Annotated in this window: 17 protein-coding genes; 10 read left to right on the top strand and 7 right to left on the bottom strand. The window is 61.7% G+C overall.

The window, feature by feature from the left end; translation table 11 throughout:
* Window positions 1–153: 153 nt before the first annotated feature.
* From JO965_RS37095 to JO965_RS37070, 6 genes are all read left to right on the top strand, one after another.
* Window positions 154–2,574, top strand: coding sequence for a penicillin acylase family protein (locus tag JO965_RS37095; RefSeq protein WP_203445815.1), 2,421 nt, complete (start codon window positions 154–156; stop codon window positions 2,572–2,574).
* 410 nt (window positions 2,575–2,984) lie between these two features.
* A complete protein-coding gene (locus JO965_RS37090) occupies window positions 2,985–3,200 on the top strand; it encodes a DUF3565 domain-containing protein (protein ID WP_203446719.1) in 216 nt (71 codons plus the stop codon).
* Window positions 3,201–3,308: 108 nt separating this feature from the next.
* The gene (locus tag JO965_RS37085) at window positions 3,309–4,142 is read left to right on the top strand and encodes an IS5 family transposase (protein ID WP_203439360.1); all 834 of its coding nucleotides are present in this window, start codon (window positions 3,309–3,311) and stop codon (window positions 4,140–4,142) included.
* Window positions 4,143–4,789: 647 nt separating this feature from the next.
* Window positions 4,790–5,236: a transposase gene (locus tag JO965_RS37080; RefSeq protein WP_203445814.1), complete on the top strand. Its 447-nt coding sequence runs from the start codon at window positions 4,790–4,792 to the stop codon at window positions 5,234–5,236.
* A complete protein-coding gene (gene tnpB / locus JO965_RS37075) occupies window positions 5,220–5,573 on the top strand; it encodes an IS66 family insertion sequence element accessory protein TnpB (protein WP_203445813.1) in 354 nt (117 codons plus the stop codon). Before JO965_RS37080 ends, tnpB begins: the two co-directional genes overlap by 17 nt.
* A gap of 44 nt (window positions 5,574–5,617) precedes the next feature.
* Entirely contained in the window at window positions 5,618–7,213 is a 1,596-nt protein-coding gene (locus tag JO965_RS37070; protein ID WP_203445812.1) for an IS66 family transposase, read from the top strand.
* A gap of 8 nt (window positions 7,214–7,221) precedes the next feature.
* On the opposite strand, the gene JO965_RS37065 is transcribed toward JO965_RS37070, so the two are convergent.
* The 4 genes from JO965_RS37065 to JO965_RS37050 all read right to left on the bottom strand — a co-directional run bounded on the left by JO965_RS37065 (window position 7,222) and on the right by JO965_RS37050 (window position 11,759).
* Complete coding sequence (locus JO965_RS37065; protein WP_203445811.1) at window positions 7,222–7,575, bottom strand: hypothetical protein; 354 nt, start codon at window positions 7,573–7,575, stop codon at window positions 7,222–7,224.
* Between the two features lie 414 nt (window positions 7,576–7,989).
* The gene (locus tag JO965_RS37060) at window positions 7,990–8,292 is read right to left on the bottom strand and encodes a hypothetical protein (RefSeq protein ID WP_203445810.1); all 303 of its coding nucleotides are present in this window, start codon (window positions 8,290–8,292) and stop codon (window positions 7,990–7,992) included.
* A gap of 742 nt (window positions 8,293–9,034) precedes the next feature.
* Window positions 9,035–10,087, bottom strand: a complete 1,053-nt coding sequence (locus tag JO965_RS37055; RefSeq protein ID WP_203445809.1) for an IS110 family transposase — start codon at window positions 10,085–10,087, stop codon at window positions 9,035–9,037.
* Window positions 10,088–10,343: 256 nt separating this feature from the next.
* Window positions 10,344–11,759, bottom strand: a complete 1,416-nt coding sequence (locus JO965_RS37050) for an aldehyde dehydrogenase family protein (protein WP_203445808.1) — start codon at window positions 11,757–11,759, stop codon at window positions 10,344–10,346.
* A 99-nt stretch (window positions 11,760–11,858) separates the two neighbouring features.
* Here JO965_RS37050 and JO965_RS37045 point away from each other — a divergent pair, with 99 nt between their 5' ends.
* Window positions 11,859–12,764 (top strand): LysR family transcriptional regulator, encoded by a 906-nt coding sequence (locus JO965_RS37045; RefSeq protein ID WP_203445807.1) that lies wholly within the window; start codon window positions 11,859–11,861, stop codon window positions 12,762–12,764.
* Window positions 12,765–12,999: 235 nt separating this feature from the next.
* Here the strand turns inward: JO965_RS37045 and JO965_RS37040 are convergent, their stop codons facing one another.
* The 3 genes from JO965_RS37040 to JO965_RS37030 form a co-directional block, all read right to left on the bottom strand.
* Window positions 13,000–13,269 (bottom strand): hypothetical protein, encoded by a 270-nt coding sequence (locus JO965_RS37040; protein WP_203439827.1) that lies wholly within the window; start codon window positions 13,267–13,269, stop codon window positions 13,000–13,002.
* A gap of 82 nt (window positions 13,270–13,351) precedes the next feature.
* Entirely contained in the window at window positions 13,352–13,552 is a 201-nt protein-coding gene (locus JO965_RS37035) for a hypothetical protein (protein ID WP_203445806.1), read from the bottom strand.
* A 559-nt stretch (window positions 13,553–14,111) separates the two neighbouring features.
* Window positions 14,112–15,023, bottom strand: a complete 912-nt coding sequence (locus JO965_RS37030; protein WP_203445805.1) for a LysR substrate-binding domain-containing protein — start codon at window positions 15,021–15,023, stop codon at window positions 14,112–14,114.
* Between the two features lie 95 nt (window positions 15,024–15,118).
* Here JO965_RS37030 and JO965_RS37025 point away from each other — a divergent pair, with 95 nt between their 5' ends.
* Genes JO965_RS37025 through JO965_RS37015 form a run of 3 tightly spaced genes read left to right on the top strand, consistent with a single transcriptional unit; the run spans window position 15,119 to window position 17,338 of the window.
* Window positions 15,119–16,123 (top strand): alpha/beta hydrolase, encoded by a 1,005-nt coding sequence (locus JO965_RS37025; RefSeq protein ID WP_203445804.1) that lies wholly within the window; start codon window positions 15,119–15,121, stop codon window positions 16,121–16,123.
* Window positions 16,124–16,169: 46 nt separating this feature from the next.
* Window positions 16,170–16,664, top strand: a complete 495-nt coding sequence (locus tag JO965_RS37020; protein WP_203445803.1) for a cytochrome P460 family protein — start codon at window positions 16,170–16,172, stop codon at window positions 16,662–16,664.
* 5 nt (window positions 16,665–16,669) lie between these two features.
* Window positions 16,670–17,338, top strand: coding sequence for a DUF4405 domain-containing protein (locus JO965_RS37015; protein WP_203445802.1), 669 nt, complete (start codon window positions 16,670–16,672; stop codon window positions 17,336–17,338).
* The last annotated feature ends 473 nt before the right edge of the window (window positions 17,339–17,811 follow it).

Raw genomic sequence — 17,811 nt, 5'->3', positions numbered from 1 at the left:
ATTTACGCTCGTTAGGGCCGGCCCTTCGCTGCCTCTAGGGCTAAGAACCTTTTGACCACCGTCTCATCTGGAGGCTTTCAGACAAAGCGTTAGAACCAAAACGGTTCAGGCGCGTGTCTCACGCAAGTGTCCCAGGTTGTGGCAGGAGCTCTGATGCGGCTGCTCGGAAACCTTTCTCAGACGCGGTTTTGGATCCGCGGGACCCTGGCGTTTGTGGTCCTTATCGCGATTGTTGTCCTGACGGCGAGCGCATCTGTGTATTGGCATTTGCGCGCCAGCCTTCCCGTATTGGAAGGCAGTGTTGCGGTGCGTGAGCTCTCGGCTCCCGTCACGGTGACACGGGATGCTCAAGGGGTGCCAACCCTGAGCGGCCGTTCCCGGGTCGATCTTGCCTGGGTGCTGGGCTTTTTGCACGCGCAGGAGCGCTTCTTCCAGATGGACGGTCAGCGCCGCCTCGCGGCCGGCGAACTCTCCGAGCTGGTCGGAACCGTCACCCTGGACCAAGATCGTCAGCATCGCGTGCATCGCTTCCGAACGCGGGCCGCCGCAGTTCTGGCCGCCATGATGCCGGAGGAGCGTGCGGTCATCGATGCGTATGTCGGCGGAGTTAACCGCGGCTTGCGGGATTTGGACGCTGCTCCCTTCGAATACATGATCTTGCGTTCCACCCCTGCGCCTTGGACAGCCGAGGACACCATACTGGCCGTCTACACGATCTATTTGGACCTGCAGGAAAACGATGGGGCGACCGAGCGTCAGCAGGCCGATGCGGAGGCAGCCCTCGGAAGCCCGCTGGCTGCCTTCCTTTTTCCTGAGGGCACAACATGGGATGCGCCACTCGATGGGTCGTCCCTGCCGATGCCGGCGATGCCCGACGGCAATGCCAAGACCAAGGCCGGTCTCCCGTTGCTGCTCAAGGAAGGCGGGGAGGAGGCTGTCAGCCGCGGTAGCAACAACTGGGCCGTAGGAGGCAGTCTCAGTGCCCGCGGGGCGGCTATCGTGGCCAACGATATGCATCTTAACCTGAGGGTTCCAAACACCTGGTACAAAGCACGCCTCGTGCTAAGCGATGAGAGTGGCGGCACGACTCTCGACATCACAGGTGTCACGCTGCCCGGGGCTCCGAGCATCGTCGCCGGCAGCAATGGCAAGATCGCCTGGGGCTTCACCAACAGCTATATCGATACGGGCGATGTCGTCATCCTCGAACCGGTCGCAGCAAACCCCGATCTCTATCGCACGCCCGCGGGCCCTCGGCACCTTGACCACGTGGAGGAGCGCCTCTGTCCGAAGGGCGCAGCATGCGAGATCCTATCTATCGAGGAGAGCCTCTGGGGACCTGTCATTGCCGCCGACCGCCAGGGCCGCAAGCTGGCTTATCGCTGGATCGCGCACGATCCGGTGGCGGTGAACCTGCGCGGCATATTGGACCTCGAACAAGCCGCCACAGCAGGCGCAGCGCTGGACATCGCCCACCGGTTGGGCATTCCGCACCAGAACCTTGTCGTCGGCGACGCTCACGGCAACATCGGCTGGACAGTGACATCGGTGATACCGAAGCGCTTCGGGTTCGATGGACGACTTCCAACGTCGTGGGCAGACGGGACCAAGGGCTGGAACGGATATCTGGCGCCGGAGGACGTGCCGGTGATCTATAACCCCGAGAACCGGCGCATCTGGACGGCAAACAGCCGAGTGGTCGGCGGGGAGGTCTTGGCGAAGATCGGCTTTGGCGCCTATGCCCATGGATCGCGTGCGCGCCAGATCAGAGACAGGTTATTGGCCAAGGAACTCTTCGACGAACAGGACATGTTGGCCATCCAACTGGATGATCGTGGGGTGTTGCTGGAACGGTGGCAGGTTCTGATGCTTCAACGGCTGCAGGCCGGTGCTGGAAACCCTCGCTACGCGGCCCTTATCCCAACAGTGGAGAATTGGGGCGGCCGGGCAGTCCCGGACTCTGTTGGCTATCGGCTTGTCCGCACCTTCCGGACCGAACTGATCAATGCCGTGTATGCCGCCTATTCCGTGCCGATGCGAACAGGCGAGCCCACGCCGGCGAGCGCGCGTGCCACTCCGCCTTTCGTCCCAAAGCAGGCTGACGAGCCGGTGTGGCGGCTGTTGACGGAGCGCCCGGCTCATCTTGTGCCGCCCGGGTATCGGGATTGGGATGCCGTTGTGGACGCCACAATCGAGAGAATCCTATCAGCCGTTGCCACACAGGCGCATGGCCGACTCGAAACCTTCACCTGGGGCGCCGCCAACCGGACCGAGATCAGGCACCCGCTTGCGCGAGCCATACCTGGGCTGGCCCTCCTCCTGAACCCGCCAAGTGTGGCGCAATCGGGGGATCTCTACCAGCCTCGGGTGGCGAGCCCGAGAACCGGAGCATCGGAGCGGTTCGTGGTCGCACCGGGTCATGAAGGAACAGGAATCTTTCACATGCCGACCGGTCAGACCGGCCATCCTCTGTCACCCTACTACAATGCCGGCCATGAGGATTGGGTGAGGGGCCGACCAATCCCATTCCTGCCGGGCGAACCGAAGTGGCGAATTGTATTCAACCCACAATGAGCGCACCGATCCGGATAGCCGCTCAGAGTGCAGCAACAACCGTGGGCGCCAATCGGAGTGGGGTGCTGCCGGGTCGTGCGACAGACGATCCTCTATGACGGCCCTCCGGTAGCTTGGCCTCGACGCCGCGTCTCCCGCAACGCACATATTGCTGCGAGCAATGTACGTCAGCTCCTGGCACAGCGCGGAAGTAAGCCGAACTTCCGCTCTGAGGTCGAAAGCAGTCGTTCGTGCCGAGCGCTGTAGGTCGAGTTGGGGGAAGGACTTTTGGTACACAAAGCTGGTCCAAAGCAGGTTTTACCCCAGCCTATCTCTTTGTTTTTCTTGAATACTGCGCCATGTGGTTCTCCTCTCCTCGGCTCCATTACGGCTCCGATTGGACTCGTGGGCGCCTGACGTTTTGCTGGAACATGAAGAAACGGATTGTCGGCTTTCACCTTGACGAAGAACAGCACTGGGTTGCTGAACTTGAATGTGGCCACAACCAACATGTCCGCCATAATCCGCCTTGGACCATTCGTCCGTGGGTGATTACAGAGGAAGGCCGTGATAGGGCGCTAGGCCACGAGCTGAACTGCAAGAAGTGCGACGTCGGCGCGCCACCCGACCAGGGTGATCTGCATTAAGAGGCTGGTGAGCAATTTTATTGCTCGATCCAAGTGTTTGATTCAGAATCGGTTTGGTGCTGGGCCGCGGAGGCGGATGCGGGCTGTTTCACGATCGAGGCCCGTGCCATGGATGTCAGTTCCTACGCCAGTGATCTCACCGATGCCGAATGGGCGCTGCTGGAGCCGCTGATCGCCCGCAGTCATCCCGCCGGGCGACGACAGACCTATCCCTTACGCCGCATCGCCGACGCCATCTTCTACCTGCTGCGGACAGGAGCTCAATGGCGGATGCTGCCGCACGAATATCCGCCACGCGACGCCGTCTTCTACCATTATACGCAGTGGCGGGAGAACGGCACGTGGGAGCACATCACTCAGGCGCTGCGCGAGAGTTATCGGCGCACGATCGGCCGGTCTGCTCAACCGAGTGCGGCGATCATCGACAGCCAGTCAGTCAAGACCACCGAGATGGGAGGGCCGCGCGGCTATGACGGCGCCAAGAAGGTGAAGGGCCGCAAGCGTCATCTGCTCGTTGATACGCAAGGCAATCTGCTGAAGAACAAGGTGCAGCCCGCCGACATCCATGACCGCGCCGGAGCTGAGGTCTTGTTGGAGGGTCTGCAGCATCTGTTTCCGGCCATCGAGCTGATGTGGGCAGACACCGCTTATCGAGGTTTGCGGGACTGGCTTCAGAAAGCCCTGGGCTGGAGATTATCCATCCCGCAGCATTGGTGGAGCGGCGGAACCTGGATGCGGATTGACGCAGAGCCACCGACGCGCCCGAGCGGCTTTCAGGTGCTCGCACGCCGATGGGTGGTGGAGCGGACCATCGGCTGGCTGACCACCAATCGTCGCCTCGCCAAGGACTATGAGCGCTTCGTCGAAACCGGCGAGATGCTGCTCTATCTCGCGATGAGCCGCATCCTGCTGCGCCGTCTCACTCGCAAAGGCGAAAGATAATTGCTCACCAGCCTCTAATGCCTGAGCTGGCACAGAGCCGAAGTAGACCGAGCGTCCGCAGTCGTGGGGTCAGCAGACCTTTACACGGTCACGCTTAACGGCTCAGTTTGACCCCAAGCCGACATTGAATGAGCATCAAGAACGCAGAGTAGGAGCGGATAAATCCCACCCTGACATGGGCATGAGTATCTTCCGCGCAGCCTTCAGTAAGTCGACGCGTCTCGTAGGCCCCTCAAGCCATGACACTGCATGAAGCTCAGAGGACATGCTCTGGCGCTGAGGTTCGCCAGAATAGGCGACGAAAGGGATGGCGTGGCTGTTGAGCTTGCCTGCAGCCTCTGTGGCAGGACCGTCGTTGAGCATGAAGTCGACAATGGCACCGCCGGCTGTTTGGCCTCCAGCCAAACCCATGCCTCGGCCATGGAGGCGACCGTCTGCACGGCAAAGCCAGCCCCCTCATGGGAGGTCGCGACCGACATGCGGTCCCGTCGAACTCGCTCACCTTCCTGGTCAGACGCACACCTATTCGCTGTTGCGTCGCGCAGGGTCATTCGATTGCGGACTCATCGTAAGCGCGCAAATCTCTGCACCTTTTCATTGCTGATGCAGTGAAGGAGTCTGTGTCCGCAATGGAGGCTGCGGACGCAATGACAGTGAATAGCGCGGAAGTACCAGGGCAGTTGCGGGTCGTCAGGGTTCTTCGCAACGGCAAGCGGTGGTTTGATCCGGTCGAGAAGGAGCGCTTGATCGACGCCTGCCTCGAGCCGGGGGTATCGGTGGCAGGGCTCGCGCTGGCGCACGGGATCAACGCCAATCAGTTGCGCAAGTGGGTCAAGCTGCGCCAGGACCGGAAGGCGACCGAGAAGGCGGCGTTGACGGTGATGCCGAGCGGCGCGCCGTCAGCCTTCGTGCCGGTGGTTGAGACCACGCCGATGGCGCGGCTGCCGGCCCCGTCAGCTCGGCCGCCAGCGGCACGGGTCCGCGTGACGGCGGCGCTGCCGAACGGGGTGCGGCTGGAGCTGGACGATGCGGATGCGCAGGTTCTGTCGGCGATGATCGAAGCGCTGGGGCGGTGCCATGTTCCGGCTCGCTGATGATCTGCGCGTCTACCTGCACCGGGATCCGATCGACTTCCGGGCCGGGATCAACACCTTGGCGATCCTGGTCGAGCAGGCGATGGGCCTCAACCCGTTCGAGCGTGCGGTGTTTGCCTTCTGCAATCGCCGGCGTACCCGGATAAAGTTGCTGTTCTTTGACCGGTCGGGCTTTGTGCTGGTGCTGAAGGCGCTGACGCAAGACAAGTTCCGCTGGCCGCGGCGGCCGGAGACGGTGGTCCTGCTTGACGCCGAGCAGTTGCACTGGCTGCTCGACGGCATCGATCTCGACGCGATGGTCCGCCATCCGGTGCGGCAATACGAATTTGTCGGGTGAGGTTGCCGGTTGACGTCAGGGGAGGCTTCCGATTCAACAATACGATGACTCGAGCCGGCACCCCGACCGTTGCGGAGTTGATGGCGCTTCTGGCGGCGCATACGGCCGAAATCACCGCGCTGAAGGCCGAGCGGGAAGCTCTTTCGCAGCGCATCGTCAAGCTGGAGGAAGAACTGGCACTGGCGCGGCTGCATCGGTTTGCGCCGCGGAGCGAAAAGCACATGGATCGCGTCTTCAACGAAGCCGAGCAGGTCGCCCGCGAGGCCGATGCAGACGAGGGCAGCGCCGAGGCGGATGCCGTTGAACTTCCGGACACGGGATTGCCGGACACCCAAAAGCCGGACGGCCAGAAACGCGGGCGCCGGCCCCTGCCGGCGAACCTGCCACGCGAGCGCGTCGAGTATGACCTCGCCGACGACCAGAAGAACTGTCCGTGCTGCAGTAACCCGATGCATCGCATGGGCGAGCTAGTGACCGAGCAGCTGCAGATCGAGGTGAAGGCGAAGGTTTTGCAGAATGCGCGGTTCAAATATGCATGCCGACACTGCGACCGCACCGGGATCATCACGCCCGTCGTCATCGCGCCGATGCCCGCGCAGCCCTTGCCCGGCAGCATCGCCACGGCCTCGACGCTGGCCTTCGCGCTCGTTCACAAATATGTCGACGGCACGCCGCTTTATCGCCTGGCGCAGGCCTTCGCACGGGCCGGGGTTCCTGTCAGCCGCGGCGCTCTGGGCCATTGGGTGATCGGTTCGAGCGAGAGGCATCTGCATCGCCTCTATGACGCGCTGAAGCTGCGGCTGCGATCCCAGACCGTCATCCATGGCGACGAGACCACGGTTCAGGTGCTGAAGGAAGAGGGTAAGGACCCCACCAGCACCTCGTACATGTGGACCTATCGCAGCGGCGAGGACAGCGAGCAGCCGATCGTGCTGTTCGATTACCAGCCCGGCCGCGGGCAGGAACATCCGCGGACCTTCCTCGGCGACTATCGCGGCATCTTGATGAGTGACGGCTACTCGGCCTGGCGCACGGTGAACGGGGCCACGCATGTTGGATGCATGGCTCATGCCAGGCGGCGCTTTGTCGACGCCCTCAAGGCGAGGAAGAAACCCGGCGGGCCGCCGGCGCAGGCCCTCACGTTCTTCGACCAGCTCTACCGGATTGAAAGGCAGGCGCGGGACGAAGAGCCGGATGAGGGCGCAACGCAAGCCGACGCCAGACGCCGCTTTCGCCAGAAACATGCCGTTCCGGTCCTGAACGCCCTCAAGGCATGGCTCGACGTTATCGCTCCGAAGGTTGTGCCAGACACCAAGCTCGAAGATGCCGTCTCCTACACGCTCAACCAGTGGGAATACCTGACGCGCTATACCGAAGACGGCCGGATGCCGATCGACAACAACCTTCTGGAGCGAGACATCCGGATTTTTGCAACAGGCAGGAAGAGTTGGCTCTTTAGCGATACAGTCCAGGGCGCCCATGCCAGCGCCGTCATCTACAGCCTGATGCTGACCTGCCGGGCCTGCCGCGTCGAACCCTTGGCGTGGTTACGACACGTCCTCACCGAATTGCCGCAACGTCCCGACGATGCCGATATCGAGGACCTGCTGCCCTTCAACTTCAACAAACAGCCAGCCTGAATGCCGCCTTACGAGGTGCACTGAAATGCGCGCTTACGACTCATCCATCCTTTCCTGATGTGACCGCTCGGCCCAAACGCCCCTTCTGCCGCCTCACAGGCCTGGATTGCAGACATCTTGGAGACAAGGGTTGAGTAGTACGACAGACGCTCCCTGAAGAAGGAGAAGTGTCGTCCACCGGCGCGCCATTGACGCGGTTGGAGATTGAGCTCTGAAAACCGCTTTTCAGCTTCGTTCAGATCAAGATGCCAGGAGAAGCATTTGCTGATCAGCAGAGTTGCCGCGGCAAAATCGTCCAACGCGACCTGTTGCGCGTCACGCGGCTGGACGGTGGCTGAGGGTGGCGCGACGAGCAAAGACACGACCATTGCCCCGCCTGGGCGAGGCGCGAGAGAGCCTTGAAGCCGAACCAGCAGACCGGTGCGTGATTGAGCCAGAAAGGCCTCGTACACACTCGAGGCAACAAAGCCATCGAAGGCAACCTGCTGCCCGTCACGCGGCTGGGCTTTGGCCGCTGCTATCGTAATGGGAAGAGGGATAACCGCTGCCGCACCGAGAAGCAGCCCAAGTGAGCTTTGACACCGACCAGGTAGTCGGCGGCGTGACTGGAGGGTCGAAAGCGTGTCATGGCTCAATCACGTGTCCTCCGGTTTGTAGAGTCTACCGCCCTGTTGGAACACGGTGCGCTCTGTTGCACACGGATCGGCGGAGAGCGCCGCGACCGGCCCCCAGACCGACAGGATGCTGCGGCCGGCACGAAGCCCAGGCCGTCCGAGCTAGCCATCGCGCCTCCTGAACGGGACGATGTTGCCGCTGGACTCGACCACCTTCTGCAGGCACGCCAGCTCGATAACCGCGCGGGCCCGGGACAGCCTCCACATCGGGCTGACCACTGGCTGGACGGGGATCGCCGTATTTAACGCCCACCGGTACTCCCACTCCCGGGCGGTGAAGTCGTCGCCGTATGCGTGCGTCACGTTCTGGTCCGGCTCGAGGCCGTCGTTGGCGCAGAGGGCCTTCGCCTTCTCGATCTCGTCATTCGTTACGCGGGATGGAGCCCATGCCCTTGAGTGTAACATCAATCCGACGCCGACTTGATTGCAGGGAGAGGCTTGCTGCGCTGCTCCAGGCAGCATGCCAGCTCTTGAATGACCCAGCGTCTGGCCTGGCGTTTCGAGGATCGCCTCATGATGACCTCCTACGGTTGATCCTAGGATCGCTCGAAACAACCCATGCTTCTGTGAACGGCACCACACAAGCCTTTGATTTGGCTCACAGCCATTCAGCGATGAAACGACTAGAGCTAAGGGGTTCGTTATGGTCCTCCCTGACTTAGGCGCCTCAGTTTGATACCGAGGCGCTCTTTTTGGCCCAGTTCAGCTCTACGAACGGCCCTCAGCGAAACTCTGCCTGTAGGCAGTCGAAGATTGGGCGTGTGGGATACCATGAACCTGGAAGGGCTCCTCCTGGCACGAGGTAGACGAAAGCCGAACTTCCGCAGTCATAGGGTAAGCTGATCTTCATAAGGCAAGGCCCAACGGCTCAGTTTGACCCGTTTGTATGGACCGGCCGTGCGTCGCAAGAGGCTTTTCGAGATGGCGAGGTTGGTCTTGCGCTAATGTATCCGGCCCATGTGGAGCGATTGCTCCTGGCCATCATGGAGATCCGCGCGCATCGGTTCTCATAAGCGGACCGGCCCTTCATGGCCAAACGGGTCACCAGAGCCCAGATGCGACGGCGCGACCGTTCTCCATCTCGTGTTCCTCTCGCAGACCTCGGCGAGTTCCAGGCGGTTGATGCAGGGGAGGGGCGATGCTGCCCTCAACCCATTACAGCCGCTGTCCGTGGTTCATAGGTGCGGTTCTGGCTCAGCACGCTCCAGGCAATCCGCGCCAGCTTGTTGGCTAAAGCCGCCGCCAGCACGTTGTGGTGCAGGCGTGTGGACGCGGCGGTGAGCCATGCCCCGAAACTGTGTTGGCGCCACTTGGCCGGCCAGAGCAGCAGCACGCGAGCGGCCTGAACCAGGAGCGAGCGCAGGTAGCTGTTGCCGCGCTTCGACAGGCGGCCCAGGATCGTGCGGTCGCCCGTTGACGTCTGTTTGGGCACCAACCCGAGCCAGGCGCCGAAATCACGTCCTCGGCTAAAGGCGGCGCCGTTGCCAATGGCGGCTACCATGGCGCTGGCGATGATCGGTCCCACGCCTGGCACGCTCATCAAACGCTGGCAGGCTTCGTCTGCCGCTACGAGAGCTTCAATCTCGTCGGTGACAGCATCGATGCGCTCATCCAGATGATGCCAGTCCTGCATCAAGCCTTCGATCAGGCGTACCATACGCGGCGTGAGGACATCGGCGCGTTTGGCCAGGATATCGGGCAGCGCTTGCCGCAGGGTTCGCAGCCCCTGTCGCACCGCAATCCCGCGCTCGAGCAGGAAGGCGCGGATCTGGTTGACCACGGCCGTGCGCTGGCTGACCAAGCGGGCGCGAACACGATGCAGAGCTTGCAGGTCGAGTTGCTCGACTGTCTTCGTAGGCACGAAGCGCATCGTGGGACGCTCCACGGCTTCAGCAATGGCCTCGGCATCGCGGAAATCATTTTTGTGGCTCTTGCGGAACGGCTTCACGAACTGCGCCGGGATCAGCTTCACATCATGGCCAAGGGCCAGCAACTGACGGCTGAGATGGTGAGCGCCGACGCAGGCTTCCATGCCGATCAGGCAGGCCGGCATATTGGCCAGGCGTGCCTCGATCTGTCCGCGAGAGAGCTTCTGGCGCAGAACGATGGCGCCACGGACATCCAGGCCGATGAGGTGGAAGCTGTTCTTGCCGATGTCGATGCCAAGAGTGGCAATGGGCGGAAGCGGGGCTTTAGGCATGGCTCAGATCCTCGTGCTGGGCGCCCCTGATGAAGGGTGCGCCGGTAAGCACGGCCGGTCCATCCCATTAGCGGACGAGCGGGAGCATGCCCCCTCGTCCGCGGAAGATTGAAGGCACAGTCGAGAGCTTTTATCAGGCTACCCTCATAGGACTCTGTCTGCAAACGATGGCCGCGCTTTGCCATTCCGTCGTTGTGCTTCGGGCCGGATCTGATCCATCCAATCATCCACATGGAGCTTCGTACGATCCACGGAGTTAGACGCCCAGTAGCGATTTTGGCTCAAGGAAAGCCTCCAGGCCGAATGGTCCATATTCCCGCCCAATGCCCGATTGTTTGAAGCCACCGAATGGCGCTTTGGGCTCATGAGCCAGCGTGTTGATCAGCACACGACCGGCGACAATCCGATCTGCGACGCTGCGGGCACGATCTCTATCGCCCGACAAGACATAAGCCTGAAGGCCGTAAACTGTGTCATTGGCGATCGCGATTGCTTCCTCCTCGTCTTGATAAGGAATAATGGACAGAACGGGTCCAAAGATCTCCTCGCGTGCAATGGCCATGTCGTTTCTCACCCCAGTGAACAGCGTCGGGCGAACGAACCAGCCGGTTGTCCCCTCCGGTTTTCCTGCGCCGCCGGCAAGCAGCGCTGCTCCTTCCTCGATCCCTTGTCGGATGTAACTCTGCACGCGCTCCCATTGCTTTCGGCTGACCATTGGGCCGACCTGCGTTGCCGGATCGCGCGGATCCCCCGCCTTCACTTGCTCGACTGCCGCCGTCGCGAGGGCCTCAATTTCAGCGAGGCGGCTGAAGGGGGCCAGCAACCGCGTGCCGGCGATGCAGGCCTGGCCGCTGTTCATGAACGCAGCGTTGACCGCAAGGGAAATGGCTTGTGTTAGGTCGGCATCGTCGAGAATGAGGGTCGGCGACTTGCCGCCGAGTTCCAACGTCACACGCTTCATCGTGTCCGCCGCTGCGCGCAGGATCGACTTGCCCACGGCGGTCGAGCCCGTGAAGGAGATTTTGGCAATGTCGGGGTGAGTGCTGATCTCCCGGCCCACGACCTCGCCTCTGCCGGTGATGATATTGAACACACCGGCCGGCAGGCCCGCCGCGTGGAGAGCCTCGGTCACGATCTGGGTCTGGATCGCGCTCATCTCGCTGGGCTTGATCACGGCGGTGGAGCCCGCTGCAATGGCAGTCGCAAGCTTCCCGCAGATGAAGCCCGCATTGCTGTTCCACGGCGTGATCAGCCCCGCTACGCCGAGCGGCTCCATCTTCACTTCGGCGGCGCCCATTCTCCTGACGAAAGGGTATTCCCCCAGGAGGTCAGCCGCTTCGGAGAAAACATTGATGGGATGATCCACCATGAAGGCGGCACGTGAGGCAGGGGCGCCATATTCCTCAACAACGGCTTCAAGGAGGTCGTTCCGGTGGGCGGCCATAGCATCACGAAGGCGATGCAGTATGGCAATCCGCTCCTCCGTGTTGGTCTGGGAAAAGGCCGGAAAGGCTCGTTTGGCCGCGGCAATCGCGGCGCGGGCATCCTCTTCGTCAGCCAAGCGGACCTGCCCAATCACCTCGCCTGTGGCCGGATTGTGCAGGTCGAACGACTCCGTCCCATGTGGGGTCACGAACTGTCCGTCGATGTAGATGTGCTCGATGCTGCGCACTGATTTAGCTCCTTTGCGTGTTCGCCCTGAAACATGACCCTGCTGGATTGATCCGATAAGCTGCATTAATCTGGATGAGTTATTGCAAGGATCAGGATAATGACGCGCGGTCGACTGGTGGAGCTTGAGGCCGTGGTTGCGGTCGCGCGGCGGCGCAGCTTCCGGGCGGCAGCCGTTGAGGTGGGGCTGTCCACCACTGCCTTGAGTCAGACGATCGCCGAACTTGAGGCACGATTGGGGGTGCGTCTGTTCAACCGGACCACCCGCAGCGTCTCACCCACAGAGGCGGGCGACCAGTTCGTAGCGGAGGTGGCGCCGGCGCTGAGCACCATCCGCAATGCCATGGACGGGGTGAACATACACCGGTCGACGCCTTCGGGCATGCTGCGCCTCAACAGCGCGGTGGGCGCGGCGCGTCGAATTTTGCGGCCGATCGTGTTCGAGTACCTGAACCGCTACCCGCAGATGTCTGTCGATCTCGTGACCGAGGACAAGCTGATCGACATCGTTCGCGATGGCTTTGATGCCGGCTTCCGCTTGGCCGATCAGGTGCCGGGCGACATGATCGCCATTCCCCTCGGGTCGAACGAGCGCCTCATCCTGGTTGGTGCCCCCTCCTATCTGGACGGGCGCGAGCCTCCCAAGAATCCTGCCGACTTGGTCCGGCATGACTGCATTCGCATGCGCCTCTCCGGCGGTGCAATCTATCGCTGGGAGCTTGAGAGGGGCGGGGAGGAGGTTTCGGTCGACGTGTCCGGCCGGATCATTTTGGATGAAGCTACTCTCATTCGGGAGTCTGTCCTCGCAGGCTACGGTTTGGCCTATGTGTCGGAATGGGAGGTGGCCGAGGACATACGGGCTGGCCGACTGATCCAGGTGATGGAGGATTGGACCCCACCGTTCTCAGGCCTCAGCTTGTACTATCCCGGGCGGCGTCACGTGCCTGCCGGATTGCGCGCCTTCATCGGCCTGATACAAGAACGGCGATCCAAGGCTGCCGGTTGAGTGCGAATGCTAGGCAGATTGCCATCGCTCATATGAGCACCTGCGATGAACGACTGCTATTGGCACGGGGCTGACCTTAGCCGTATTTCCGCAATGGGCCTACGAAGCGACCTTCACGCGATCTCACTTGAGGGCTCAGGTTGACCCCGAGCGGACCTTGCCCCGGGTGGATCTATTCCTGATAACTGACCAATGCCGTTCGGCCGTGCGCTCCATGCTTCCCGTCTTTCCCGAATTACGCACTCCAAGGCTGCGCAGGCTGATCCTCGACCTGGGCTCGTTCGAACCAAAGCGAGACGGTCACGGTGATCAGGCGCTCTTTGCTTTCGTTGCAGACCTCAACAATGACAACATGGTTCGAGGGTTCCAGCGGCATGGCCTTGGCGATCTCTCCGGCAAGGCCCACGGCGTGGGCTTTGGCAGAGCCCAGGTCCTCGAACTCCTCGCCGGCACGATCAGGACGGAATCCCAGCCCCTCGCGGATGTCGAAAAAGTAGCGCGGCATGGCTGTGCATCCCTGGCGGATGGTAACCATAACGCTCAGGTGAGCATTGTGTTCGCCGGTCCAGATCGGCGCCTACCGGACATCAGGCCCCTGATCGAGGCTCCGGCTTGGCGCCGTCGGCCTGAGCACGCCGCTCCTCTTCCTCCGCGAGCCCTTCCAGGCGCTTGGCCGTCTCAAGGAGTTGCTCGCGGGCCTCATCGACCGAGAGCTTCTGGACAATGGCCCGGATCTCCTGCGCCTGATGGCGATATTCAGCCGCCTTGTCGTGACAGGGATGTTGCACGGCCTACAGCCTCCACCACAGCCCGAGATTATCCCCTACAGCCAAGGGGGCGACGCCGGCGCGATAGGGGTTGGAGAACCTCCCGATCGGCCGGCGTCGGGGCCTCGCGATCAAGGCCGTCCAGCGGACCAGGCCATGAGAGGCCACTGACTCCAGCCTACTCCCGCAAGCCGCCGCTTCGAAGCTCTCCTTTGGTTGAGGCCACTCCTCGCATCCTCCGCAGATTGGGCGGTATGAAACGGGAACCCTCATCGGCATGAGCGCCATCCGTGAACCGATAAGGGGCCGGCGGGAGGCATGGCTTGGAGGCTGGATGGCCTTCTCATGGCACTTCTCGGAAGAAACGCTCTGGTCCGCTCATGAGGCAGTGAGCGGGCCTTCACTTCATTTGCTGTTCGTTACTCTTTGACCCTGAGCTGACCTTTAGACGCGATCTGGAACAAGACGTTCGTCCTGTCCATCGGTCCGCTTCAAGCTGCTTGGGTCATGAGCTCGCTTGCGCCCGTCCATCAGGCCGCGCGATCCTGGTCAGGCCGGCTTCGCAAGCCTCGGTCGACCGTCAAGAGCGCTGCTGTGCCTGGCCCCAGAAATCCAGAAACGCCCGTAGCTTGGGCAGCATCTGCGCCCGGCTCGGGAAGTAGATGAAGAAGCCGGGATGCTCGGGCATGTAGCTTTCCAGGCAAGGCTCCAGCAGCCCCTGTTTCACGAGAGGCTCGACGTTGGCTGCGATGTTGTAGGTCAAGCCGACGCCGGACACCGCCGCCGTCAGGCTAAGGCCCGCCCCGTTCACGATCAACGGTCCCGGCACGGCAATCTCAAACCTCCGCAGCTTGTTGCTCTTGAGCCGCTCCGCGAATTGCCAGCGGTAGAGGTTGCCGGTCGTCTGCCGGATGTTGATGCAGGCGTGTTCCGCCAGCGCTTCGGGGTACTGTGGCTTGCCGCGCTTGGCGAAGTACGCAGGCGAGCCCACCACGGTAAACACCGATGGCGTCGTCAGGCGCACCGACACCATGTCCTGCGCGACCATCTCGCCCACTCGGATGCCGGCGTCATATTCGTCGGCCACGATGTCGATGAAGCGGTCCTCGATCGCCAACTCCAGCTCGATGTCAGGGTAGGCGGTCGCAAAGCCCGCCAGCATCGGTTCCAGCACGGGTTGCGCGACCGCTGGAACGTTGAGGCGGAGCAGCCCTGTCGGGCGTGCGCCGAGCGTCTGGGCTGCATCGAATCCTGCCGCCACCTGCGCCACGCCAGCCCTTGCATGTTCCAGGAACAGCGCGCCCGCCTCGGTCAGGCCCACCGAACGCGTGGTGCGGGTCAGGAGGGGGGCACCAATCCGCCCCTCCAACTGCTTGATAGTCCAGCTCACGGCCGCCGGACTGACGCCAAGTTCCAGTGCCGCAGCCGTGAAGCTGCGCTTTTCCGCCACCCGGGTGAAGGCCAAGACACCATCGAGAAGGTCTGCGCGCATTATCAAATCCAAATTGAAAGTCCTTTTAGATTTTCAGCCATTATCAAGCAGTATGCTAGGGCCTACCTTCCTCTCATCATCGGGAGAGGACACGGATGACCCACGCATCGATCACTCGACGGACGTTCGGCTTGGCCGTCGGAGCGACCGCCACCCTCTTCAACACGGGGATCGCCATGGCACAGACGCTTACCGAGCAGAACCAATCGAAGCCACCGCTGAAGGTCAGCTTCCCGAGTGGAGACGGGTTCGTGGTGGCGAACCTCTATCTGCCGGAGGGATACGATGCCTCCCGCCGTTATCCCGCTGTCGCGGTCGGCGGCTCGATGAGCTCGGTCAAGGAGCAGATGGGCGGGAACTACGCCCGCGAACTGGCCCGACGCGGGATCATCGCGTTGGCGATCGATTACCGCAACTATGGCGAGAGCAGCGGCATCATCCGCCAGTACGAGGATCAGGAATCCAAGGCTGAAGACCTGTCGGCGGCCCTCCGTTTCCTGAAGGCGCGGTCCGACGTCACGGCGACCGGAATTCTTGGAGTCTGCACCTCGGGAGGCACCGCCATGTATGCGGCGGCCAGGGACCCGAACGTGCGCGCCCTGGCGACCGTTGCGGGATATTTCGGCGACCCAGAGTTCATGCTCAAGTTCTTCGGCGGCCAGGAAGGTGTCGATCGCCGGATCGCCCTCGGTCGTGCGGCCCGTAAGCGGTATGACGAGACCGGAGTGATCGAAACCGTCTTCGCCTACATGCCCAACGACAAGACGGCGACGAGCGCGAGCCCGAGCGAATATTACATGGATCAGACCCGTGGCGGTGGCGTGCGAGCCTGGCGCAACGAGTTCGCGGTCATGGCTTGGGAGCCGTGGTTGGCGTTCAACCCGGTTGCACAGGCTCCCAAGGTGACAGCGCCGACGCTCATCATACATTCGGACGGTGCGGCATTCCCCGAGCAGGCGCGCAAGGTTCACGACCTCCTCGCGGGGCCCAAGGAACTGTACTGGTCGGTCGGCAAGCACTTCGATTTCTACGATCAGGCGCCGACGGTCGGCGATGCCGCCGATCGGGTTGCGGCGCACTTCCGTGCGAAACTGGCCTGATCGGCAGCCTTCCCGCATTCGTGCGGGAAGGCTGCCCATTTATCTCATGACGGCGCTGGTGTTCGAGGTTTTACCAATGAAGTTGCTCGCCCAGCGGGCTTGGCGGGCTGTTGGTCTGTTCGCGATGCTGTCCCTGTCAGGACTACCCGCATTGGCGCAGAGCAACCGGGCCACCTTCCCGGCGAACGTCGATGAATTCGAGGTTTATTCGGTCCAGGAGCGGGGTTCCTCCAGGACCGAGGCCCTGGCTCTGCCCGAGACCATCCGCTTCGCAAAGGCGGGGCAGCCATTGCCACCCGGAACACGGATCCTACTCGGCATTTGGGAAAACAACACCCTGACAGGTTATTTTGTCATGGAGAAAGGCCAGGACTGGGGGCTCGATTTCAGCGCAGAGGAGCGTACCGGCGACTGGCATTTTCAGGAATACAATACAAAAGGCCAGATCAGCCGCCGGCCGATCGCCGAACGCTGTCAATCCTGTCATCAAGGCGCTGCCAAGACCGATTTCATCTTCACCTTCAACCGCATGCTTGACTAGGTCTTGTGACGCCAGTGTTTCTGTTGCGCCTGCTTCTGGACTTTCTCGCACTCGCCCTCCTGTTGGTAGCCCTCGCCTACGACTGGCTCGGCAACGTCGCTCACGAGATCATCGGGACCGTGATGTTCGCCCTGTTGCTTGACCACAACTTTTTCAATCGATGGTGGTACGCAGGGTTCAGCCGGCGGCTGTCCGGGCAAAGGGTCATCAGGATCGGAGTCAACCTGTCACTGCTGGTGTCTATGCTCGTCCTTGTGACGACGAGCATCATCGTCTCGCGGACGGTGTTCAGCTTCCTGCCGATCACGAGCACGGTTCTTGCCCGCCAGCTTCATACCATGGTCGGCTATCTCGTCCTGCTCATTGCAGGCGTCCACCTTGGCATGCACTGGAGGATGATCATGGCGGTGATCCGGGGCCTGCTCGGCATCTCAGGGCACAGCAGGAACCGCACGCTGATCTTGCGGGGTCTCACCGCGATGACCGCTCTCTTCGGCTTCGTGAGCCTCTCCGTCGTCAATCTCAAAGCCAAACTGACCATGGAGTTCACTCTGGAGGCCTGGGATTTCGAAGCACAAGCCGCCGCGTTTTTCATGCATCTCACAGGGATCATTGGCTTGGGAACCGCTATCGGACACTACGCCATCCGGATGTCCCAGCGGTTCGGAAAATAATCGGCAAGCCAGCCCTTCGCATGACGGGAAGCGGGAGCTTCGGGCTGACGGGTTGATCCTCTGATCCTTACAGTGCAATCGGGTAGCTTTTGCTATCTAATGTCGAGAATAGGTGTTGCTGCGGGGTGTGGGGCGGAAGGACCGCTTGTGGCACGTTCCTGAAGTACGCCGAGTGTCCGCAATGGGGCTGAAAACAGACAAAGCTACATTGACCGAGAAAAGAAAAGGTCGCCCGGTTGGGCGGCCTCTCGTTGCGATCTGTTTGCCGAAGTTTCCATTCGATTGCAGAAGAACCTCGTCTCACGCTTCAGTGGGTGAGGCGGACCGATGCGCGCATTGAGGAAGCACTTTGCCGGATTATGGCTATCCTATGCGAGCGTCCACATCTAGAACTCGTCTCCTACGAGCACTCGGTCGTGCTGCCGCATTAATAATAGGGGATCAGGCATATTCGTGTGTATGTAGAATGGTTT

This window comes from Microvirga sp. VF16 (assembly GCF_016864375.1).
GTDB lineage: Bacteria > Pseudomonadota > Alphaproteobacteria > Rhizobiales > Beijerinckiaceae > Microvirga.
This window is presented reverse-complemented; position numbering and strand designations above follow the sequence as displayed.